This window comes from Bradyrhizobium sp. Kon56 (assembly GCF_055807635.1).
This window is the reverse complement of sequence record NZ_JBVVOU010000010.1, coordinates 180,282-198,358: the sequence shown is the minus strand read 5'-3', so window position 1 is coordinate 198,358 and position 18,077 is coordinate 180,282. Positions and strand designations below refer to the sequence as shown.

At 64.9% G+C, this 18,077-nt stretch carries 17 protein-coding genes; 11 read left to right on the top strand and 6 right to left on the bottom strand.

Going from position 1 to position 18,077, the window contains the following annotated elements; genetic code table 11:
* The first annotated feature begins 74 nt into the window (after positions 1 to 74).
* From AC0L3B_RS18705 to AC0L3B_RS18675, 7 genes are all read left to right on the top strand, one after another.
* A complete protein-coding gene (locus AC0L3B_RS18705) occupies positions 75 to 1,262 on the top strand; it encodes a substrate-binding domain-containing protein (RefSeq protein WP_085384113.1) in 1,188 nt (395 codons plus the stop codon).
* Positions 1,263 to 1,436: 174 nt separating this feature from the next.
* Positions 1,437 to 2,951 (top strand): amidase, encoded by a 1,515-nt coding sequence (locus tag AC0L3B_RS18700; RefSeq protein ID WP_085351652.1) that lies wholly within the window; start codon positions 1,437 to 1,439, stop codon positions 2,949 to 2,951.
* A gap of 108 nt (positions 2,952 to 3,059) precedes the next feature.
* Entirely contained in the window at positions 3,060 to 3,917 is an 858-nt protein-coding gene (locus tag AC0L3B_RS18695) for a branched-chain amino acid ABC transporter permease (protein ID WP_473380880.1), read from the top strand.
* A 4-nt stretch (positions 3,918 to 3,921) separates the two neighbouring features.
* Positions 3,922 to 5,139, top strand: coding sequence for a substrate-binding protein (locus AC0L3B_RS18690; protein WP_018452916.1), 1,218 nt, complete (start codon positions 3,922 to 3,924; stop codon positions 5,137 to 5,139).
* Between the two features lie 6 nt (positions 5,140 to 5,145).
* Positions 5,146 to 6,252, top strand: coding sequence for a branched-chain amino acid ABC transporter permease (locus AC0L3B_RS18685; RefSeq protein WP_473380879.1), 1,107 nt, complete (start codon positions 5,146 to 5,148; stop codon positions 6,250 to 6,252).
* Positions 6,239 to 6,973, top strand: a complete 735-nt coding sequence (locus AC0L3B_RS18680; protein ID WP_018452918.1) for an ABC transporter ATP-binding protein — start codon at positions 6,239 to 6,241, stop codon at positions 6,971 to 6,973. Before AC0L3B_RS18685 ends, AC0L3B_RS18680 begins: the two co-directional genes overlap by 14 nt.
* Positions 6,966 to 7,661, top strand: coding sequence for a branched-chain amino acid ABC transporter ATP-binding protein (locus tag AC0L3B_RS18675; RefSeq protein WP_026232421.1), 696 nt, complete (start codon positions 6,966 to 6,968; stop codon positions 7,659 to 7,661). The genes AC0L3B_RS18680 and AC0L3B_RS18675 overlap by 8 nt, the downstream gene beginning before the upstream one ends.
* A 186-nt stretch (positions 7,662 to 7,847) precedes the next feature.
* Here the strand turns inward: AC0L3B_RS18675 and AC0L3B_RS18670 are convergent, their stop codons facing one another.
* The 4 genes from AC0L3B_RS18670 to AC0L3B_RS18655 form a co-directional block, all read right to left on the bottom strand.
* The gene (locus tag AC0L3B_RS18670) at positions 7,848 to 9,383 is read right to left on the bottom strand and encodes a L,D-transpeptidase family protein (protein WP_473380878.1); all 1,536 of its coding nucleotides are present in this window, start codon (positions 9,381 to 9,383) and stop codon (positions 7,848 to 7,850) included.
* Positions 9,384 to 9,795: 412 nt separating this feature from the next.
* Positions 9,796 to 10,758 carry an acetyl-CoA carboxylase carboxyltransferase subunit alpha gene (locus AC0L3B_RS18665; protein ID WP_007599220.1) on the bottom strand — a complete coding sequence of 321 codons (963 nt, stop codon included), beginning with the start codon at positions 10,756 to 10,758 and terminating at the stop codon, positions 9,796 to 9,798.
* Between the two features lie 281 nt (positions 10,759 to 11,039).
* Positions 11,040 to 12,023 carry a site-specific tyrosine recombinase XerD gene (gene xerD / locus AC0L3B_RS18660; protein ID WP_247360805.1) on the bottom strand — a complete coding sequence of 328 codons (984 nt, stop codon included), beginning with the start codon at positions 12,021 to 12,023 and terminating at the stop codon, positions 11,040 to 11,042.
* Positions 12,024 to 12,039: 16 nt separating this feature from the next.
* Entirely contained in the window at positions 12,040 to 12,186 is a 147-nt protein-coding gene (locus AC0L3B_RS18655; RefSeq protein ID WP_035669499.1) for a hypothetical protein, read from the bottom strand.
* A 184-nt stretch (positions 12,187 to 12,370) separates the two neighbouring features.
* Here AC0L3B_RS18655 and AC0L3B_RS18650 point away from each other — a divergent pair, with 184 nt between their 5' ends.
* The 3 genes from AC0L3B_RS18650 (at position 12,371) to AC0L3B_RS18640 (ending at position 15,534) form a co-directional block, all read left to right on the top strand.
* Positions 12,371 to 12,994 carry a shikimate kinase gene (locus AC0L3B_RS18650; protein ID WP_473380877.1) on the top strand — a complete coding sequence of 208 codons (624 nt, stop codon included), beginning with the start codon at positions 12,371 to 12,373 and terminating at the stop codon, positions 12,992 to 12,994.
* Positions 12,991 to 14,139, top strand: a complete 1,149-nt coding sequence (gene aroB, locus AC0L3B_RS18645; protein ID WP_473380876.1) for a 3-dehydroquinate synthase — start codon at positions 12,991 to 12,993, stop codon at positions 14,137 to 14,139. Before AC0L3B_RS18650 ends, aroB begins: the two co-directional genes overlap by 4 nt.
* A gap of 90 nt (positions 14,140 to 14,229) precedes the next feature.
* Positions 14,230 to 15,534, top strand: coding sequence for an HlyC/CorC family transporter (locus AC0L3B_RS18640; RefSeq protein WP_247360809.1), 1,305 nt, complete (start codon positions 14,230 to 14,232; stop codon positions 15,532 to 15,534).
* 142 nt (positions 15,535 to 15,676) lie between these two features.
* On the opposite strand, the gene AC0L3B_RS18635 is transcribed toward AC0L3B_RS18640, so the two are convergent.
* On the bottom strand, positions 15,677 to 15,952 hold the full coding sequence (locus tag AC0L3B_RS18635) for a BolA family protein (RefSeq protein WP_026232423.1): 276 nt from the start codon (positions 15,950 to 15,952) through the stop codon (positions 15,677 to 15,679).
* A 152-nt stretch (positions 15,953 to 16,104) separates the two neighbouring features.
* On the opposite strand from AC0L3B_RS18635, the gene AC0L3B_RS18630 reads away from it, so the two are divergent.
* Positions 16,105 to 16,740, top strand: a complete 636-nt coding sequence (locus AC0L3B_RS18630) for a J domain-containing protein (RefSeq protein ID WP_027515160.1) — start codon at positions 16,105 to 16,107, stop codon at positions 16,738 to 16,740.
* A gap of 198 nt (positions 16,741 to 16,938) precedes the next feature.
* Here AC0L3B_RS18630 and AC0L3B_RS18625 read toward each other — a convergent pair whose 3' ends face one another.
* Complete coding sequence (locus AC0L3B_RS18625) at positions 16,939 to 18,033, bottom strand: citrate synthase/methylcitrate synthase (protein ID WP_018452928.1); 1,095 nt, start codon at positions 18,031 to 18,033, stop codon at positions 16,939 to 16,941.
* Between the last annotated feature and the right edge of the window lie 44 nt (positions 18,034 to 18,077).

The window sequence follows — 18,077 nt, the reverse complement described above, 5'->3', positions numbered from 1 at the left end:
TGCCCAACAATAGGGCGGGTGCCGCGGCCGCCTGCTGAATGAGCTTTCAAGTCTGGTATCAGACAGGAGTTGGCGTGCGCGCGACGGTAAACTTCCCGGCTCACGGCGGTCCGGCGTTACCGCCGTCCTTGCTGTTCAGGAATCTGTCGCCCGCGGCAGCGGATTTCGACCTGTCGCCGGCTGATGCGCATTTCATGAAGCGCCGCGGCGCACACAACAAGCTCCGCATCGGGGGCTTCATTTGCTGCACCGGCTCGCCCGGTGTCTGGGGCCCGTGCGCGACAAGCAGCGCGCAGCTCGCGGTCGCCGAGATCAACAAGCGCGGCGGCATTCTCGGGCGCGAGATCGAGCTTTCGATCTACGATGCCGGCGGGCCGCTCGACGGGATTCTGAGCCGCGCCGAGCAGGCGATCGCTTCCGATGAGATCGACCTCATCGTGGGACTGCATACCAGCGCGGTGCGTGTGGCGCTGCGCAAGGTCACGACCCGCCACCGTATCCCCTACATCTATACGCCCGTCTACGAGGGCGGCGAGCAGACGCCGGGTGTCATGGCGATCGGCGAGACGCCGCGCTGGCAGAGCCGCCCCTCCATCCACTGGCTTGCCGACGTCAAGAAGGCGGCGCGCTGGTACCTGATCGGCAGCGATTATGTCTGGCCCTGGCAGTCGCACCGCGCGGTGAAGCGCTACATCAAGGAGGCCGGCGGCCATGTCGTCGGCGAAGAGTTCGTTCCCCTCGGCGAAGACAACCACGAGCCGCATCTGGAGCGCATCCGTGCCGCGAGGCCTGACGTCGTCCTGATCTCGTTGATCGGCACCGACAGCATCACGTTCAATCGCGCGTTCGGCGAATGCGGCCTCGGCGCCACGACGCTGCGGCTGGCCGGGGCGATGGACGAGACCGTGCTGCTCGGAATCGGCGCCGACAACAGCGAAAATCTGTTCTGTGCCTCCGGCTATTTCCCGGGCATCGGATCGCGGGCTAACGACGACTTCCAGAGCCGCTATCGCGCGATGTTCGGACCGAACGGCCCCCCGATCGGCTCGCTCGGTCAATCCAGCTATGAGGGACTGCGCTTCCTTGAGGCCGTGGCAAACAAGGCGGGCACGTTGGCGATGGGGCCCATGCTCGCGGCCGGCCGCAACATCGTCTATGGCGGCGCGCGCGGCCCCGTCACCGTCAGGAACGGTCATACCCGGATGCAAATGTATCTCGCCGGCGCGGATGGCCTCGATTTCAAGCTGATCAAACCGATCTGACGCCGGCGCCCCATCTGCAAACGCCCGAATCCAAAATAATACTTGAAAAGGAAAATATTTCCGTCTGTAATATCAAGGTAGAGCCGATGGGCGCGCGCCGCACATGCGCGCCGATGAGGCTCCAATGCCAGGGATTCCAATTCCAGGGATCAAGAAGCCTTTGAGGAGAGCGCCGTGACAGTTGTCCTTCCCACGCCAGCCCAATTGCGCAGTGTCGCCGACCAGTGCGGCCTTTCGCTGACCGACGACGATGTCGCCTCGTTCCGCGGTCTGATGCAGGGCTCGATCGAGGCCTACAATCTCGTCGGAGCCATGCCGGACGAGGTGCCGGAGGTCAAATATCCGCGCACGCCGGGCTATCGGCCCTCGCCGGAAGAGAACCCGCGCAACGCCTGGTATCGCAAGTCGACCGTGAAGGGTGCGGCGAGCGGCAAGCTCAAGGGCAAGACGGTCGCCCTGAAAGACAACATCATGCTCGCCGGCGTTCCCATGATGAACGGCTCGGCGACGCTCGAAGGCTACGTCCCTGATTTCGACGCCACCATCGTCACCCGCATGCTCGATGCCGGCGCCGAGATCGCCGGAAAAGTTCATTGCGAATCCTTCTGCATGTCCGGCGGCAGCCACACCAATGCGGTCGGCGCCGTCCACAATCCGCACAAGATGGGCTATTCGGCCGGCGGCTCGTCGTCAGGCAGCGGCGTCGTCGTCGCGCTCGGCGAGGTCGACATGGCGATCGGCGGCGACCAGGGCGGTTCGATCCGCATGCCGTCCTCGTTCTGCGGCACTTATGGCATGAAGCCGACCTGGGGCCTCGTGCCCTACACCGGCATCATGCCGATCGAGGTGTTCGTCGACCACACCGGCCCGATGACGGCGACCGTCGCCGACAACGCGCTGCTGCTGGAGGTGCTGGCCGGTGACGACGGCTACGATCCCCGCATCAAGGCGCCCAAGGTCGAGGAGTACACCAAGGCGCTCGGCCAGGGCGTCAAGGGCATGAGGATCGGCATCCTCAAGGAAGGCTTTGAGCAGGCGACGGCCGAAGCCGCCGTCAACGAGAGCGTGCGGGAGGCCGCAAAGCGTTTCAAGGATCTGGGCGCCACGGTCGAGAACGTTTCGATCCCGATGCATCTCATGGGCCCCGCGATCTGGACGCCGATCGGCACCGAGGGCATGACCCAGACCATGATGTATGGCGACGGTTATGGGCTGAGCCGATCCGACCTCTATTCGACCACTCTGATGGATTTCCATCGGGGTTGGCGCCGGCAGGCGGATTCTCTGTCCGAGACCACAAAGCTGTTCCTGCTGCTCGGCACCTACATCAACAACACTTTTGGTCCGCGCTATTACGGCAAGGCTCTCAACATTTCCCGACGCCTGACCGCGGCTTACGACAAGGCCTTCAAAGACTACGATTTGCTGCTGCTGCCGACGACGCCGATGAAGGCGACGAAGCTGCCGGAGCCCACGGCCAGCCGCGAAGACTATGTCGCGCGTGCGCTGGAGATGATCTCCAACACCGCGCCGTTCGACATCACCCATCATCCGGCGATGTCGCTGCCCTGCGGCATGGTCGACGGCCTGCCCGTCGGCCTGATGCTGGTCGGCCGCATGTTCGAGGAATCCACCATCTACCGGGCTGCCCACGCCTTCGAGCAGATCGGCGACTGGAAGAAGATGTGAGCGAGGCATTGATGCGGGCCAACGGAACAGGGAAGCGTTTTCGGACGCGTCAAGACAACGAGCCGGAGCCCCGTTCCGATTCCTTCGGAACGGGAAAGGCTCCGGCGCATGGCTAACGCGTTCGTCGCGGCGTTCGAGATCCTGAGCTTCGGCGCGATCATCGTCCTGATCGTGCTGGGGCTCGGGATCATCGCCAGCATGATGGGCATCTTCAACTTCGCGCAGGGCGAGTTCGTCCTGCTCGGGGCCTACATCACCTATCTTGCCTACGCCAATGGCCTGCCGATCTGGGCCGGCATGGTCGCCGCGCCCTTCGTCGTCGGCGCGCTCGGCTTCGTGCTGGAGGCGCTGATCATCCGACGCTTCTACGCAGCCCCCATCGTCGCCATGCTCGGCACCTATGCGCTCGGCCTGATCATCCGCGAATCCGTGCGCGGCTTGATCGGCGGCTTCTATCTCACCGTGCCGGAGCCGATCGGCGGCTCGATCGATATCGGTGCCATGCACATCTCGGCCTGGCGCTTCACCATCATCATCATCACGGCGCTGGTGATGGGCGGCTGCTATCTGCTGCTGGCGCGCACCAGCTTCGGCCTGCGCGTGCGCGCTACCCTGGAAAATCCTTCGCTGGCCCGCGCCTCCGGAATCTCCACGCCGCTGATCTACGGCGCCACCTTTGCGTTCGGCGCGGCGCTTGCTGGCCTTGCCGGCGCACTGATCGTGCCGGTGTTCAGCCTGTTCGCCGATCTCGGCCTGCGCTTCCTGATCCAGGGCTTTGTCGCGGTCATGGTCGGCGGCGTCGGCTCCTTCATCGGGCCGGTCGCGGGCGCCGGCGTCATCGGCACGCTCAGCGCCGCGCTGCCCTGGGTGATGGCGCCCGTCGTGGCCGATGTCCTCGTCTTCGTTCTCGCCATCGTCTTCATCAAATTCCGGCCGCAGGGCCTCATTGCTGGAAGAGGGGTTTAGTCACATGTCCGATCGTTCTCAGCTCTCCCGTCGCCGGTTCCTTTCGAATCTCGCCTTTGCCTCCGGTGCAGTCGCAACCGGCGTCGGCAGTTGGGTGATCCCGGCGCCCTGGGCCAATGCGGCCGAAGCCCCGATCAAGGTCGGCATCGCCACCGACCTCACCGGGCCGATTGCCTACGCCGGCAATGCCGACGCCAACGTCGCCAAGATGGTGATCAAGGAGATCAACGCCGGCGGCGGTCTGCTCGGCCGCCCGCTCGAGCTCTTTGTCGAGGACACCGCCTCGAACGAATCCGTCGCGGTCGGCAACGTCCGCAAGCTGATCCAGCGCGACAAGGTCGACATGGTATTGGGCGGCATCACCTCGTCGATGCGCAACGCCATCAAGGACCCGATCGTCGCGCGCGGCAAGACGCTCTACATCTATCCGCAGCTCTACGAAGGCAAGGAGTGCACGCCTTATCTGTTCTGTACCGGGCCGACGCCGGCGCAGCAGTGTGACGAGTTCATTCCCTGGCTGATCAAGAACGGCGGCAAGAAGTTCGCGCTGCCGAGCGCCAACTATGTCTGGCCGCACACGCTCAACGTCTACGCCCGCAAGGTGATCGAGGCCAACGGCGGCGAGGTCGTGTTCGAGGAATACTATCCACTCGACCAGGTCGACTTCTCCTCGACCGTCAACCGCATCATCTCCAACAAGGTCGACGTCGTCTTCAACACCGTCATCCCGCCCGGCGTCGGTCCGTTCTTCAAGCAGCTCTACGAGGCCGGCTTTCTCAAGAATGGCGGACGGCTGGCCTGCGTCTACTATGACGAGAACACGCTCAACATCAATCAGGCGGCCGAGATCGAGGGTCTCGCCAGCTGTCTCGATTATTTCAAGGTGCTCACCAAGGAGAACCCGTTCGACGCAAAGATCCAGGCGGCCTACGAGAAGGATTTCCCGGGCAACTTCCTGTTCGCTGCCGGCAGCGCCGCCACCGGCACCTATCGCGGCCTGAAGCTGTGGGAAGCCGCCGTCAAGGAAGCCGGCAAGGTCGATCGCGACTCGGTCGCCGCTGCGCTCGATCATGCCAAGATCGCCGAAGGTCCCGGCGGACCTGCCGAGATGGTGCCGGGCAAGCGCCACTGCAAGATGAAGATGTACACCGCTGTCGCCAAAGGCGGGAACTACGAGATCGTCGGACGCAGCGACGGACTCGTCGATCCCAAGGAATGCTAGAGTCGAATGCCGAAAGCGATGGGCGCAGTGAAGCAGGCAGTCCCCGCCGAGATCGGCGGGGAGCAGAACGTTGCCATGGTTGAACACGGATCAGCAGGGCAAGCCGGTTCGGCGCGGAAAATCCTGCCGATCGTGGAGGGCGTCGTGCTCGTCGCGGCGCTGCTCGCGCCGCTGGTGCTGCAGGACTACCTCACGGTGTTCGCGGCGCGCGTGATCATCCTCGCGCTGTTCGCGCTGTCATTCGACCTGGTGTGGGGCTATGCCGGCATCATGAGCTTCGGCCAGGCGCTGTTTTTCGGCTCGGCCGGCTATGGCGTGGCGCTGCTCGCGCGCGATCTCGACATTACCAACATCTTCCTGGTGCTGCCCGCGGGCACCATGATCGGGCTCACCTTTGCGCTACTGCTCGGCGGCTTCCTGCTGCTTGGACGGCATCCCTCCAGCGTGATCTTCGTCTCGCTGGGCACGCTGACCGGATCCTACGCCGCCGATCGGCTTGCGCGCGGCTGGTACTATCTCGGTGGCCAGAACGGCATCCCCTCGATCTCCTCGATGACGCTCGGCAGTTACGAGTTCTCGGAAGGGCCGCCGTTCTATTATCTCGTGCTTGGCCTGCTCGTCGTGGTGTATCTCCTCTGCCGCTTTCTGGTGCGCTCGCAGTTCGGGTTGGCGCTCGCGGGATTGCGCGAGAACGAGCAGCGCATCGCCTTTTTCGGCTACAAGGCGCAGCATCTGAAGGCGATCATTTTTGCGATCGGAGGCGCAGTGGCCGGCCTCGCCGGCAGCCTCTATGCCTTCCACGAAGGTTTCGTCTGGCCCAACATGGTCGGCGTCGTGGTCTCGACGCAAGTGGTGCTCTATGTGCTGTTCGGCGGCTCCGGCACGCTGATCGGCGCCGTCATCGGTGCCGTCATCGTTGAGGGCGTCAGCTTCTGGCTCTCGGACAATTACCGCGAGGTCTGGCCGATCATCCTTGGCGTGCTGCTCCTGCTGGTGATTCTGTTCCGGCCGCTCGGCCTGATCAGCTTCGTGCTCGGCGAGCGCGAGCGGGTCGGCAGCTTTGGTGGCAAATCCAGGAAGACCGGGAAGGAGAAGCGCGATGCCGCTCCTTGAAGCCAGCGGCGTCAAGAAGATCTTCGGGAAGCTCACCGCGCTCGACGGCGCCGCGCTGACCGTCGGCGAGAACGAGTTTCACGGCCTGATCGGCCCGAACGGCTCCGGCAAGAGCACGCTGATGAAGTGCATCGCCGGCGCCGAGGTGCCGACACAGGGCAAGGTCTCCTTCGTCAACGCCGATATCACCGCGTTCACGCCGACCGAGCGTGCCCGCGCCGGTATGAGCTTGAAATTTCAGATCACATCCGTGCTGCCGACGCTGACGCTCTACGACAACATTCTGCTCGCGCTGCAGGCGCAATCCTCGCTGTTCGATCTCGTGTTCTCGCGCACGCGCGGGCTCTTGCACGATCAGGTCATGACCATGCTGACGCAATTTCGCCTCGCCAACCGCGCTTTCGACGCGGCGGCGGCGCTGTCGCACGGCCAGCAGCAATGGCTGGAGATCGCGATGGCGCTGGCCTGCAAGCCGAAGCTTCTGCTGCTGGACGAGCCGACCGGCGGCATGAGCCTGGAGGAGCGCCGCGTCACCGGTGAATTGCTGCAGCCGATCAAAAAGCATTGCTCGCTGGTCATCGTCGAGCACGATCTCGATTTCATCCGCGACATCTGCGATCGTCTCACCGTGCTCGACCAGGGCAAGGTGCTGGCGTCCGGCACGGTGTCGGAGATCCAGGCCAACAAGGCCGTCCAGGAGATTTATTTGCGCCGTGCCTGAATTTTTGGACATCAAGCATCTCGACGCCGGCTATGGTCGCAGCCAGGTCCTGTTCGACGTCAACCTCGGCATTCCCTGGCGCGGCGGTGTCGCCGTGCTGGGCCGCAACGGCGCCGGCAAGACCACGCTGATGAAGACCATCGTCGGCGAACTGCCGGCGTGGAAGGGCGAGGTCGCCTTCGATGGCCGCGACATCAGCCGCCGCGCGACCCAGGAGCGCGTGCGCGCCGGCATCGGCTACGTGCCGCAGGAGCATTCGGTGTTCGCGCGCCTGTCGGTGCGCGACAATCTCGCGGTCGGGTCGCTCGCGAGCAGGAAAGCCGACGCGGTCGAGCACGTGCTGACCATCTTCCCAAAGCTCGGCCAGCGCCTCGACCAGCCCGCCGGCACGCTTTCCGGCGGCGAGCGCAAGATGCTCGCCATCGGCCGCGCCATGCTGGGCGATCCAAAACTTCTTCTGCTCGACGAGCCGACCGAAGGCGTCTGGATCGGCGTAATCGAGGAGATCACCGAGCGCCTGATCGAGCTTGCGAAAACCATCGCCGTCATCATCGTCGAGCAGCACCTCGACCTCGCGCTCCGCGTCGCCGATTACGCCTACGTGCTGGACCGCGGCCGCGTCGCGCTGCAAGGCGAAGCGGGCGAGGTGAGGGGCAATCCGGAGCTGCTGCGGTATCTGGCGCCGTAGGGCGCGCGTGAAGCGCGTCGCTCTCACACCGAACTCGGCTGTCATGCCCCGCGAAGGCGGGGCATCCAGTACGCCGCAGCTTCTCGATCGATAAGGGGTGCCTCTGGAATACTGGATTCCCCGCCTTCGCGGGGAATGACGGCGTCAGGCTGGGATGGATCGAAGAGATTAAGCGGAGCGCCCGCTTTACTTCACCGCCCCAAACCGGCTGTCGAACGAGTTCGATTGCACCACCGGCGCGGCGCCCATGATCTGGGTCGCTTCACCCGCGCCATCCGACACCGACGGCTTCAGCGTCGGGCGGGTTGCGGCGAGGCGGGTGTCGGGCTTCGCAGCTTCGGCGGGTTTGGCAGCGGCAACAGCCGGCTTCGGTGCATCCTTCGCTGCGTCCTTGGACGTGTCGCGGCCCGGTACGAACCGGGTCACCGCGGCCTTCAGCCGGGACGCTGCGGTGGTCGTCGTTGCAGCCGGAGCGACGGATGCCGTGGCCTGCGGCGGCGGCGTGGTCGCCGTGGCGTCGGCATTGCCCACACCCATCTTGCGGCCGAGATTGGAGAAGAAGCCGGATTTCTCGGGCGGAGCTGCGGTGGCGACGCGGGCGCTGGCGGCGGGCGCGCTGACGGCGACGACCGGCTCTTCCTGCGGCGAGGGCGCGGCTGCATCGAGATTCGGCTTCGGCGGATTGACGTGTCCAGGGATGGTGCCCGGCGCCTTCGCCATCGCCAACATCTGGAGCGTGGTGCCTTCGGCGCCCTCCGACAGGCCGGTCGAGCCTTCCGGAATCTTCGCGGCAAAGATCTTGTTCATGCCGCCGTCGATGCCGGTGTTCATGCGCGCAACGGGCGTGCCGCGCGAAACCAGCTTGTTGTACTCCGCCTGGTCGCGCGCATCCTTCTCGCGCACGGCGCTGGCGATCTCCTCGGGGATCACATAGGCCGGGCACTTAGCGGACGCGTCGAACACCGGATCGCGCTTGGCGTCGGGCGGCTTCGCCGCGTCGAACACGTACTTCTTCTCGCAGAAATCGACCTTCGGCTCCTGCCGCGTCACCTCGAAATGATCATAGCCTTCCTTGATCATCTTCCAGAACGGCATGTTCGGATTGTTCCGGTGCTTGGCCATGTTCACCGGCGTCATCTTGAACGGATAGGCCTGCAACTGGAACGCCTTCTGGCCGCCGAAGAAGGACTCGCGCCCGAGCGAATAGATCTCGGCGATCTGCTCGTCCGTCATCGCGTAGCAGCCGCGCGACGAACAATCGCCATGCACCATCAGCTGCGAGCCGCTGCGGCCCAAAGCCTTGTCGAACGCGTTCGGATAGCCCGTGTTGAACGACAAATAGTACGCCGATTGCGGATTCATCTGGCCCGGATTGATCGAGTAGAATCCTTCCGGCGCCTGACGATCGCCTTCGCGCACCTTCGGGCCGAGATCGCCCGACCAGCGACAGATCGGATAGGTCTTGAGCAGCGCGAACTGGCCGTTGCGGGTCTGCTTCCAGACCTCGAGCTCGGCCTCCTGCTTGAACAGGCGCACCAGGATCGGTGATTGCAGATCCATGTTCTTCTCGACCATCGCGGCGAGAAGCTTTGGCGGCACCGGCTGGTTGGCCTTGGCATTGGTCGCAAGCGAAACCTGGTCGGTGTCGCAGCCGGCCAGCACGAAGCTGGCGGCAAGCGCCACCGAAACCAGAAACGCGCGAGCAAGCGAACGAGAAATCAAGATGGACCCCACACCGTCCAAGGCATCGCGCGCAAACCCCAATCTTGAAGCATGATCCGACCGGAGACCGGGACCCGTCGCGACGGGCTTTTTCGCAATCACGCTCCAGCGCTTATGCCCTGAAGCCATTGATTAAAATTCTAACCTCTGGGTCATGTGGTCGCAACCCGCACGGGGATCACGAGCCCGTTGGCCCAAAGGCGTGGTCAACGAAGACTTAAACTGGGCTGAAACTTGGGCCTTTCGGCCAAACCAGCACTGAGATCGCTGATTTGGGCAAAAAAAGGGTTAACGCGGGGTTACCGGGGGCCTCCGGGACGGTTTGGCCGGCCTCAAATTCAGCGTCGTCTCGGCGAAAGCCAGGACGACGGCGGAGGGGGACGCGTCCAACGGGCCCCAAAGCCCGCCCGAATCAGCCCAGTTTCCGGCCAATATCGAGGAATTTCTGCCGCCGATGCTTGCGGATGGCGTCCCCGTCCAGACCCCGGAGTTCGTCAAAGGCCTTGGCAATGGCGTCGCCCGTGGTGGCGATCATGGCGGCGGGGTCGCGATGGGCGCCGCCGACCGGCTCCTTCAGGATGCTGTCGATCACGCCGAAGCGGAGCATGTCCTGGGCCGTGATCTTCATGTTGTTGGCGGCTTCCTGCGCCTTGGAGCCGTCGCGCCAGAGGATCGAGGACGCCGCCTCGGGCGAGATCACGCTGTAGATCGCGTGCTCCAGCATCAGGACCTTGTTGGCGGTGGTGATGGCGATGGCGCCGCCCGACATGCCCTCGCCGGTGATGATGGCGACGTTCGGCACGGTCAGCGCCATGCAGGCATCAGTCGAACGCGCGATCGCCTCGGCCTGGCCGCGCTCTTCCGCGCCGATGCCGGGATAGGCGCCGGCGGAATCGGCGAGCGACAGCACCGGCAGGCCGAACCGCTCCGCCATCTCCATCAGCCGCACGCATTTGCGATAGCCCTCGGGCCGCGCCATGCCGAAATTATGCTTGATGCGGCTCTCGGTGGAATCGCCCTTTTCCTGGCCCATCACGCAGATGGCCTCGCCGCGGAAGCGGCCGAAGCCGGCCACCAGCGCCTCGTCCTCGCCGAACTTGCGATCGCCGGCGAGCGGGGTGAACTCGGTGATCAGGCCCTTGATGAAGTCGTTGAAATGCGGCCGCTGCGGATGCCGCGCGACCAGCGTTTTCTGCCACGGCGTCAGGTTCAGATAGAGGTCGGCCATCGCCTGCGCCGCCTTGTCCTCGATCCGCCCGATCTCCTCGGCGATGTCGCTGCCGGAGGCCGCAAGCGTCCGCAATTCATCGAGCTTGGAATCGAGCTCGGCGACGGGCTTTTCGAAATCGAGATAGCTGCGCATCTGGTCTGGCATCAACTCAATATAGGGAGGACGGGGCGAGGCGGCGAAGCGGATTCGATGTCGCGGAAAGAAGTGTAGGTTCGTCAATGAGTTGACTTGTGTGCTCGCAACGAGCGCAGGCCAAATCATCGTGAGGCCCCGGCTCTTTCTGCGGAGATGTGGCCGAAGTCAAGGCGGTTTCATCGTTCCAGTACCGTAGCCCGGATGAGCGAAGCGATATCCGGGGCAGGTCGCCCGATCGTCAATCCCGGATGTCGCTTCGCTCATCCGGGCTACTGCAGCTACGGCAGCAACTATTTCTCCGCCAGCGGGTGCAGGTCGCGGACCAGGCTCTTCAGCCGCTCCTCGACCACGTGGGTGTAGATCTGGGTCGTCGAGATGTCGGTATGGCCGAGCAGCGTCTGCACGATGCGCAAATCGGCCCCGTTGTGCAGCAGGTGGCTGGCGAAGGCGTGGCGCAGCACGTGGGGGGAGACCAGCCGGGCCTGCAGGCCCGAAGCGACTGCGAGCTCCTTCAGGTCGCGGGCAAAATGCTGCCGCGTCAGATGTCCGCTCTCGCCGAACGAGGGGAACAACCATTTCGAGGCCGCCACGCTGTTCTTCTTGTCAGTCTTGTTGTTGTCCTTGGCCGCCTCCGTCGCCGCGAGATAATCGGCCATCGCCTGGCGCGAGGCCTCGTTGAGCGGCACCAGCCGTTCCTTGTTGCCCTTGCCGCGCACCACGATCATGCGGGCGTCGCGCTTCGCGGCCGTACGTGGCAGCGCCACCAGTTCGGAGACGCGCAGGCCGGTGGCGTAGAGCACCTCGAGCAGACAATAGAGTCTCAGGGCGCGCAGCCGTTTCGAGAGCGAAGCATCCTCCGCCTCGCTCAATTCCTTGGCGCGGCGGAGCATGCGGTCGACATCCGCAATCGACAGCACCTTCGGCAGGCCGCGGCCGCGCTTGGGGCCGGACAGGATCGCCGCGGGATCGTCGGTTCTGATGCGTTCGTTCAGGAGGAAGCGATAGAGATGCCGCATCGCCGACAGCCGTCGCGCGACGCTGGTGGACTTGAAGCCCCGCGTATCGAGATCGGCGAGATAGTCGCGCAGCGTCTGTGTTTCCGCGTCCGCGAATGCATGGCCGGCGCGACCAAGAAACTCGGAGAAGTCGGTGAGGTCGCGGCGATAGGCGTCGAGCGTATTGGGGCCGGCGCCCTGTTCCGCCGCGAGCATGTCGAGGAACAGGCCGGTGAGCTTGGCGTCTGAGGACTTGTTATCGGAAGATCTGGCACGCATGCCGGCAGCCTAGCTGCTATTTCTTGAGAAACTTATCCGGCGGGATCGTCACCGTCATTTCCCGCGGCTTGGGATTGACGAAGTTCGCCAGCGCGAAGACCACGCCATAGACGATGCCGGCGATCACGGCGACGACCGTCAGGAAGCGGAACAGGCTGGGCATCGGCAGGATCTCGGAGAGGGTCTCGGTCAAGGGCTTGGCGGGCAAATTAACCAATGAAATCATCCAACACGTTCGCCGTTTCGTGGCAAGAGTCCTCTGGCGAGGGCCCCTGCGGGGTCGTATAGGTGGCCAAAGGATGCCGCCTTTGGCGGCAGATCGAGCGAGACCCATTCGAGCGAGACAAATGCCCGACGCCGCGTTGCCGATCCAAGCCTCGCCCGAGGCCGACATCCTGTCGGCGCTGGGGACGCGCTCGATCGTGCTCGTCGGCATGATGGGGGTGGGCAAATCCACCATCGGCCGCCGCATGGCTCTCCGGCTCAAGCTGCCCTTCGTCGATGCCGACACCGAGATCGAGGCGGCGGCCGGCATGACCATACCGGAAATCTTCGAGCGCCATGGCGAGCCGCATTTCCGCGACGGCGAGGCCCGCGTGATCGCGCGTCTGCTCGACGGCGGCCCCATCGTCCTGGCGACCGGCGGCGGCGCCTTCATGCGCGAGGAGACGCGGACCCGGATCGCGGCAAAGGCGATCTCGATCTGGCTCAAGGCCGATCATGACGTCATCATGCGCCGTGTGCGCCGGCGCGCCGACCGTCCGCTGCTCCAGACCGCCGATCCCGAAGGAACCGTGACGCGCCTGCTCACCGAGCGCGAGCCGGTCTACGGCCATGCCGACCTCACTATCGCCTCGCGCGACGTGCCGCACGACAAGATCGTCGATGAGACCATCGAGACGCTGCGCGCGCATGTTTGCGGCGAACAGGCGTCCCCGCCACCAGCCGACGTCGCGAGTGCCGCACGATGACCGCGCCTTTGAAACATTCTGATCCCGTCAATGTCGAGGTCGCGCTGGAGAATCGCGCCTACGACATCGTCATCGGCCGCGGTGTGCTGGCCTCGCTCGGCGAACGGGTAGCGCGTTTGCGTCCCGGCGTGCGCACCGCGATCGTGACGGATCGCACGGTCGCGAAATACTGGCTCGAACCCGCCGAGGCATCGCTTGCAGCCAGCGGCATTGCGACATCGCGCATCGTCGTCGAGGAAGGTGAGATCTCGAAGACCTATGCCGGTCTCGAAAAGGTCAGCGAAGCCCTGATCGCCGCGAAAATCGAGCGCAACGATCTCGTCATCGCGCTCGGCGGCGGCGTGGTCGGCGATCTCGCCGGCTTTGCAGCGGCGATCCTGCGCCGCGGCGTCGATTTCGTGCAGGTGCCGACCTCGCTGCTGGCGCAGGTCGATTCCTCCGTCGGCGGCAAGACCGGCATCAACTCGCCGCAGGGCAAGAATTTGCTCGGCGCCTTCCACCAGCCGGTGCTGGTGATTGCCGACACCGCCGTGCTCGACACGCTGTCGCCGCGGCAATTCCGCGCCGGCTATGCCGAGGTCGCCAAATACGGCGTGCTCGGCGACGAGGCGTTCTTCGCCTGGCTCGAGAAGAACCATTCCGATATCTCCAAAGGCGGTTCGGCGCGCGAGCATGCGATCGCGACCTCCTGCCGCGCCAAGGCCGGCGTGGTCTCGCGCGACGAGCGCGAGACCGGCGAGCGCGCGCTGCTCAATCTCGGCCATACGTTCGGCCATGCGCTGGAAGCCGCGACCGGCTTCTCCGACCGCCTGTTTCACGGCGAGGGCGTTTCGATCGGCATGACGCTGGCGGCGCAGTTTTCGGCGAAGCTCGGCATGATCGGCGAAGCCGATGCGATGCGAGTCGAGCGTCACCTCATTGACGCCGGCTTGCCGACGCGCTTGCAGGACATCGCGGGCTTCGCGCAGGAGGGGCTTGCCGATGCCGACGCGCTGATGACGCTGATGGCGCAGGACAAGAAGGTCGAGCGCGGCAGGCTCACCTTCATCCTGCTGGAGGCCGTGGGGCGGGCCGTCGCCGTGAAGAACGTCGAGCCGGCTCCGGTGCGCGACTTCCTGAAGGACAAGCTCGCGCAAAAGGCATGACGCGAGGCTGAACGGCGCTACAGCGTTTTCGCGCGAAGTGGGTACCGGTTCGCGTAAGAAACGCGTCAAAACAAGAAGCCAGAGTGGTTCATGGATTGGCTCGGATTCACCATCGTCATTCTCTGCCTGCTGGTCTCCGGCTTCTTCGCCGCGAGCGAGACCGCACTGACGGGCGCCTCGCGCGCCAGCATGCTGCGGCTCTCCAAGCAGGGTAATCGCGATGCCGACGTGGTCTCGCAGCTGCTCGACATGCGCGAGCGCCTGATCGGCGCCCTGCTGCTCGGCAACAACATCGCCAATATCAGTGCATCCGCCCTGGCCACCAGCATCTTCACGGCCTGGTTCGGCGACGTGGGCGTGCTCTATGCCACCGGCTTGATGACCGCACTGGTCGTGATCTTCGCCGAGGTGCTGCCCAAGACCATCGCGATCAACGCGCCCGACCGTATGGCGCTCGCGGTGGCGCGCCCGATGCGGCTGACGATGTACGTGCTGGGGCCGCTGCTGCGGATCGTGGAAGTCATCGTGCGGCTGTTGATGCGCCTGTTTGGCCTTGCCGGCGAGCACCAGGCGATCCTGTCGCCGACCGAGCGCCTCCGCGGCGCGGTCGACCTGCTGCATCATGAAGGCAAGTTTGAGAAGCACGACCGCGACATGCTCGGCGGGCTGCTCGATCTGCGCGAGCTCCAGGTCTCCGACGTCATGATCCATCGCACCGAGATGACGATGATCAACGCCGACCTGCCGCCGGAGGATCTGGTGCGCGAGGTGCTGGCGGCCGAATACACCCGCATCCCGTTGTGGCGGGAAAAGCCGGAAAACATCATCGGCGTGCTCCACGCCAAGGATCTGCTGCGCGCGATCCGCGCGTCCGACGGCGACACCGCGCGCATCGACGTCTCCACCATCGCGCTGCCGCCCTGGTTCGTGCCGGAAATGCGGCCCGTCTCCGAGCAGCTCAAGGCGTTCCGCCGCCGCAAGACTCATTTCGCCCTGGTCGTCGACGAGTACGGCGAAGTTGAAGGTCTCGTGACGCTGGAAGACATTCTGGAAGAGATCGTCGGCGACATCTCCGACGAGCACGACGTCGTGGTCGCGGGCGTGCGCGCCCAGCCGGACGGCTCGGTCGTCGTCGACGGCTCGGTCCCGATCCGCGATCTCAACCGCGCCATGGACTGGCACCTGCCCGACGAAGAGGCAACGACGGTCGCCGGCCTCGTCATTCACGAGGCGCGCTCGATCCCCGACCGCGGCCAGAGTTTCACCTTTCACGGCTTCCGCTTCCGCGTCCTCCGCCGCGAACGCAACCGCATCACCGCGCTCCGTATCTCACCGGTGCCGCGCGAGACGGAAATGGAGGAAGCCAAGCGGCGGCGGGCGGGGACGTCGTTTTGAAGCGGTAGCTGTCATCGTCCGCCTTGTGCGCGCTTGCGCACTGGGGCGGACGATCCAGTAAGCCGCAGCGGCTCGATTCTAGCCGCGCCGCCTCGGACTACTGGATGCCCGCCTTTGCGGGCATGACAGCCGCATCGGCGAGCTAGCTGCCGCCTTCTCCCGGCGCTTGCGCGTGGATCGCCAGCGCGTGCACGCTGCCGGAGAGTTCCGCGGCCAGCGCCGAATTTATCATGCGGTGGCGATCGACCCGGCTCTTCCCTTTGAAGGCGGAAGACACAATATAAACCCGAAAGTGCGTCTCGCCGCTCGGCCGATGGCCGGCGTGGCCCTCATGCAAATGTGACTCGTCGACGACTTGCAGGCTTTCCGGCGTGAAAGCTTCCTGCAACTTGTTGCTGATAGTGTCTCTGATGGCCATCTGGGTCATTACGGTGCGAGATCGCTCTCCGTATTGCATAGGCCGCCTCTAGCGGCCGTTCAAGGACGCCTCAGCATAGTTTCGGCTATGCTTTTCAGCTAATTGCAATGTCAAGACTTGAAGGTTTTTGCATTGCGTAGTCAAAGTCAGCCATGCCGATCGATTCATCAAAGTTCTTCGACTCCATCCGGATCAAGCCGAAAGGCAAGCAGCCGGAGGTGAAGCCGCGCGACGCCGTGGTCAATTGCGAATGGACCGGGTGTCAGAACAAGGGCGCGCATCGTGCGCCCAAGGGTCGCGACAATCAGCGTGAGTACTGGCACTTCTGCCTGAACCACGTGCGCGAGTACAACCAGAACTACAATTTTTTCTCCGGCATGAATGCCGACGCTGTCGCGCGCTATCAGAAAGATGCGCTGACCGGTCATCGTCCGACCTGGAAGATGGGCGCCAATGGCGGCGTCAAGAAGGGCGCCGAGGCCGAGATCGACGGCGCCTTCGATCCGTTCAGCATGTTCCAGGAGCTGAACGGCCGCACCGGCTGGCGCGCCGGCCCGCAGGCCGCGCCCAAGGCCGAGACGCGCAAGATCATGAACGCCGAGCGCAAGGCGCTTCAGGTGATGGGCCTCGGCCCCGAGTCCACGCTCGCCGACGTCAAGTCCAAGTACAAGGCGCTGGTGAAGCAGCACCACCCCGATGCCAACGGTGGCGACCGCTCCACCGAGGATCGCCTGATCGAAATCATCAAGGCGTATAATTATCTGAAGACCGTGGTGCGCGAGGCGTAGGCTTCGCGCGCGCTTTCTTCCCTTCTCCCCTTGCGGGAGAAGGTGGCGCGAAGCGCCGGATGAGGGGTTTCTCTCGGCGAATTCAACTGCAAGATATGAGGGTGTCGAGACAACCCCTCACCCGTCTCGCCGCTTTGCGGCGAGCCACCCTCTCCCGCAAGGGGAGAGGGGAAGCACGCGCTCCGGGCTACGCATTCCCTACGCCTTCGGCATCGCGCCCACATATGACGAGCTCGGCCGGATCAGCCGCCCGGTCCGCTGCTGCTCCCGCGCATGCGCCGTCCAGCCGGCTGCGCGCGCCACGGCGAAGATCGGCGTGAAGGCCTGCCTCGGAATCGCCAGCGCATCGAGCAGGATCGCGGTGAAGAACTCCACATTGGTCTCCAGCGGCCGGTCCGGATTCTTCTTGCGCAAGGCTGCGCGGATATAGGCCTCGACCTCGCCGGCAAACGGCAGGTCGGCGCCGTCCGAGGCCAGCGCCTCGATCGCGGTCTTGAGCACGTCGGCGCGGGGATCGCGCACGCGATAGACGCGGTGGCCGAAGCCCATCATTCGCTCGCCGCGGGCGAGTGCCGCGTCCACCCAGGGCTGGATGCGCTCGCGCGAGCCGATCGCGTCGAGCATTTCCAGCACCGGCTCCGGCGCGCCGCCATGCAGCGGACCCGTCAGCGCGCAATAGCCGGCGGTGACGGCGGCAAACAGATCTGCGTGCGTTGAGGCCACCACGCGCGCGGTGAAGGTCGAGGCGTTCATGCCGTGGTCGCTGGCGGTCACGAGATAGGCGTCCAGCGCCCTGACCTCGCGTGGTTCGGGCGCGCGCCCGTGCAGCATGCGAAGCGTATCGGCAGCCTGGCTCACGTTCGGATCGGGCGCCACGGGATCGAGACCCCTAGCCCGGCGGACGAGCGCGCCCGCAATCACCGGGAATGCGCCGACGATCGTCGCCTCATGGGCGAGCCCGTGCTCGGCGCGAACTCCCGCGACCGCCGCGCGAAATCCGTCGATGATGCCCATGCCGCGCGTTGCCGGCAGCAGCTCATCCAGCCGCGCGAAGGCGCGCTCGCGTGCGGCGCCCAGGCTCGCGCGCACATCGGCTTCGCTCAGCGTGGTCGTGCTGGCGCCGTTCCAGAGCCGGGCGGTGACGCCCTCAAAGCTCGACTGGCTCGCCAGTCGGCCAACATGCTCGCCGGCGATGATCAACTCGCCGCGCTCGCCGTCGACATGGCTCAGCACGGTTTCGGCCGCGGGAACGCCGTCCAGCCCGATCTGGCTCTTGGTGAGGTGGATGTTCATGGCCCAAATCTCCTTTGCACCAGCCAAAGATCAGGCCTCTCGAC

Bases quoted from the DNA above. Each gene is read 5' to 3' on its own strand.
- AC0L3B_RS18625 (WP_018452928.1), bottom strand. From the start codon at position 18,033: ATGAACATCCACCTCACCAAGAGCCAGATCGGGCTGGACGGCGTTCCC.
- AC0L3B_RS18630 (WP_027515160.1), top strand. From the start codon at position 16,105: ATGCCGATCGATTCATCAAAGTTCTTCGACTCCATCCGGATCAAGCCG.
- aroB (WP_473380876.1), top strand. From the start codon at position 12,991: ATGACCGCGCCTTTGAAACATTCTGATCCCGTCAATGTCGAGGTCGCG.
- AC0L3B_RS18680 (WP_018452918.1), top strand. From the start codon at position 6,239: ATGCCGCTCCTTGAAGCCAGCGGCGTCAAGAAGATCTTCGGGAAGCTC.
- AC0L3B_RS18665 (WP_007599220.1), bottom strand. From the start codon at position 10,758: ATGCCAGACCAGATGCGCAGCTATCTCGATTTCGAAAAGCCCGTCGCC.
- AC0L3B_RS18635 (WP_026232423.1), bottom strand. From the start codon at position 15,952: ATGGCCATCAGAGACACTATCAGCAACAAGTTGCAGGAAGCTTTCACG.
- AC0L3B_RS18685 (WP_473380879.1), top strand. From the start codon at position 5,146: ATGCCGAAAGCGATGGGCGCAGTGAAGCAGGCAGTCCCCGCCGAGATC.
- AC0L3B_RS18655 (WP_035669499.1), bottom strand. From the start codon at position 12,186: ATGCCCAGCCTGTTCCGCTTCCTGACGGTCGTCGCCGTGATCGCCGGC.
- AC0L3B_RS18640 (WP_247360809.1), top strand. From the start codon at position 14,230: ATGGATTGGCTCGGATTCACCATCGTCATTCTCTGCCTGCTGGTCTCC.
- AC0L3B_RS18650 (WP_473380877.1), top strand. From the start codon at position 12,371: ATGCCCGACGCCGCGTTGCCGATCCAAGCCTCGCCCGAGGCCGACATC.
- AC0L3B_RS18690 (WP_018452916.1), top strand. From the start codon at position 3,922: ATGTCCGATCGTTCTCAGCTCTCCCGTCGCCGGTTCCTTTCGAATCTC.
- AC0L3B_RS18695 (WP_473380880.1), top strand. From the start codon at position 3,060: ATGGCTAACGCGTTCGTCGCGGCGTTCGAGATCCTGAGCTTCGGCGCG.
- xerD (WP_247360805.1), bottom strand. From the start codon at position 12,023: ATGCGTGCCAGATCTTCCGATAACAAGTCCTCAGACGCCAAGCTCACC.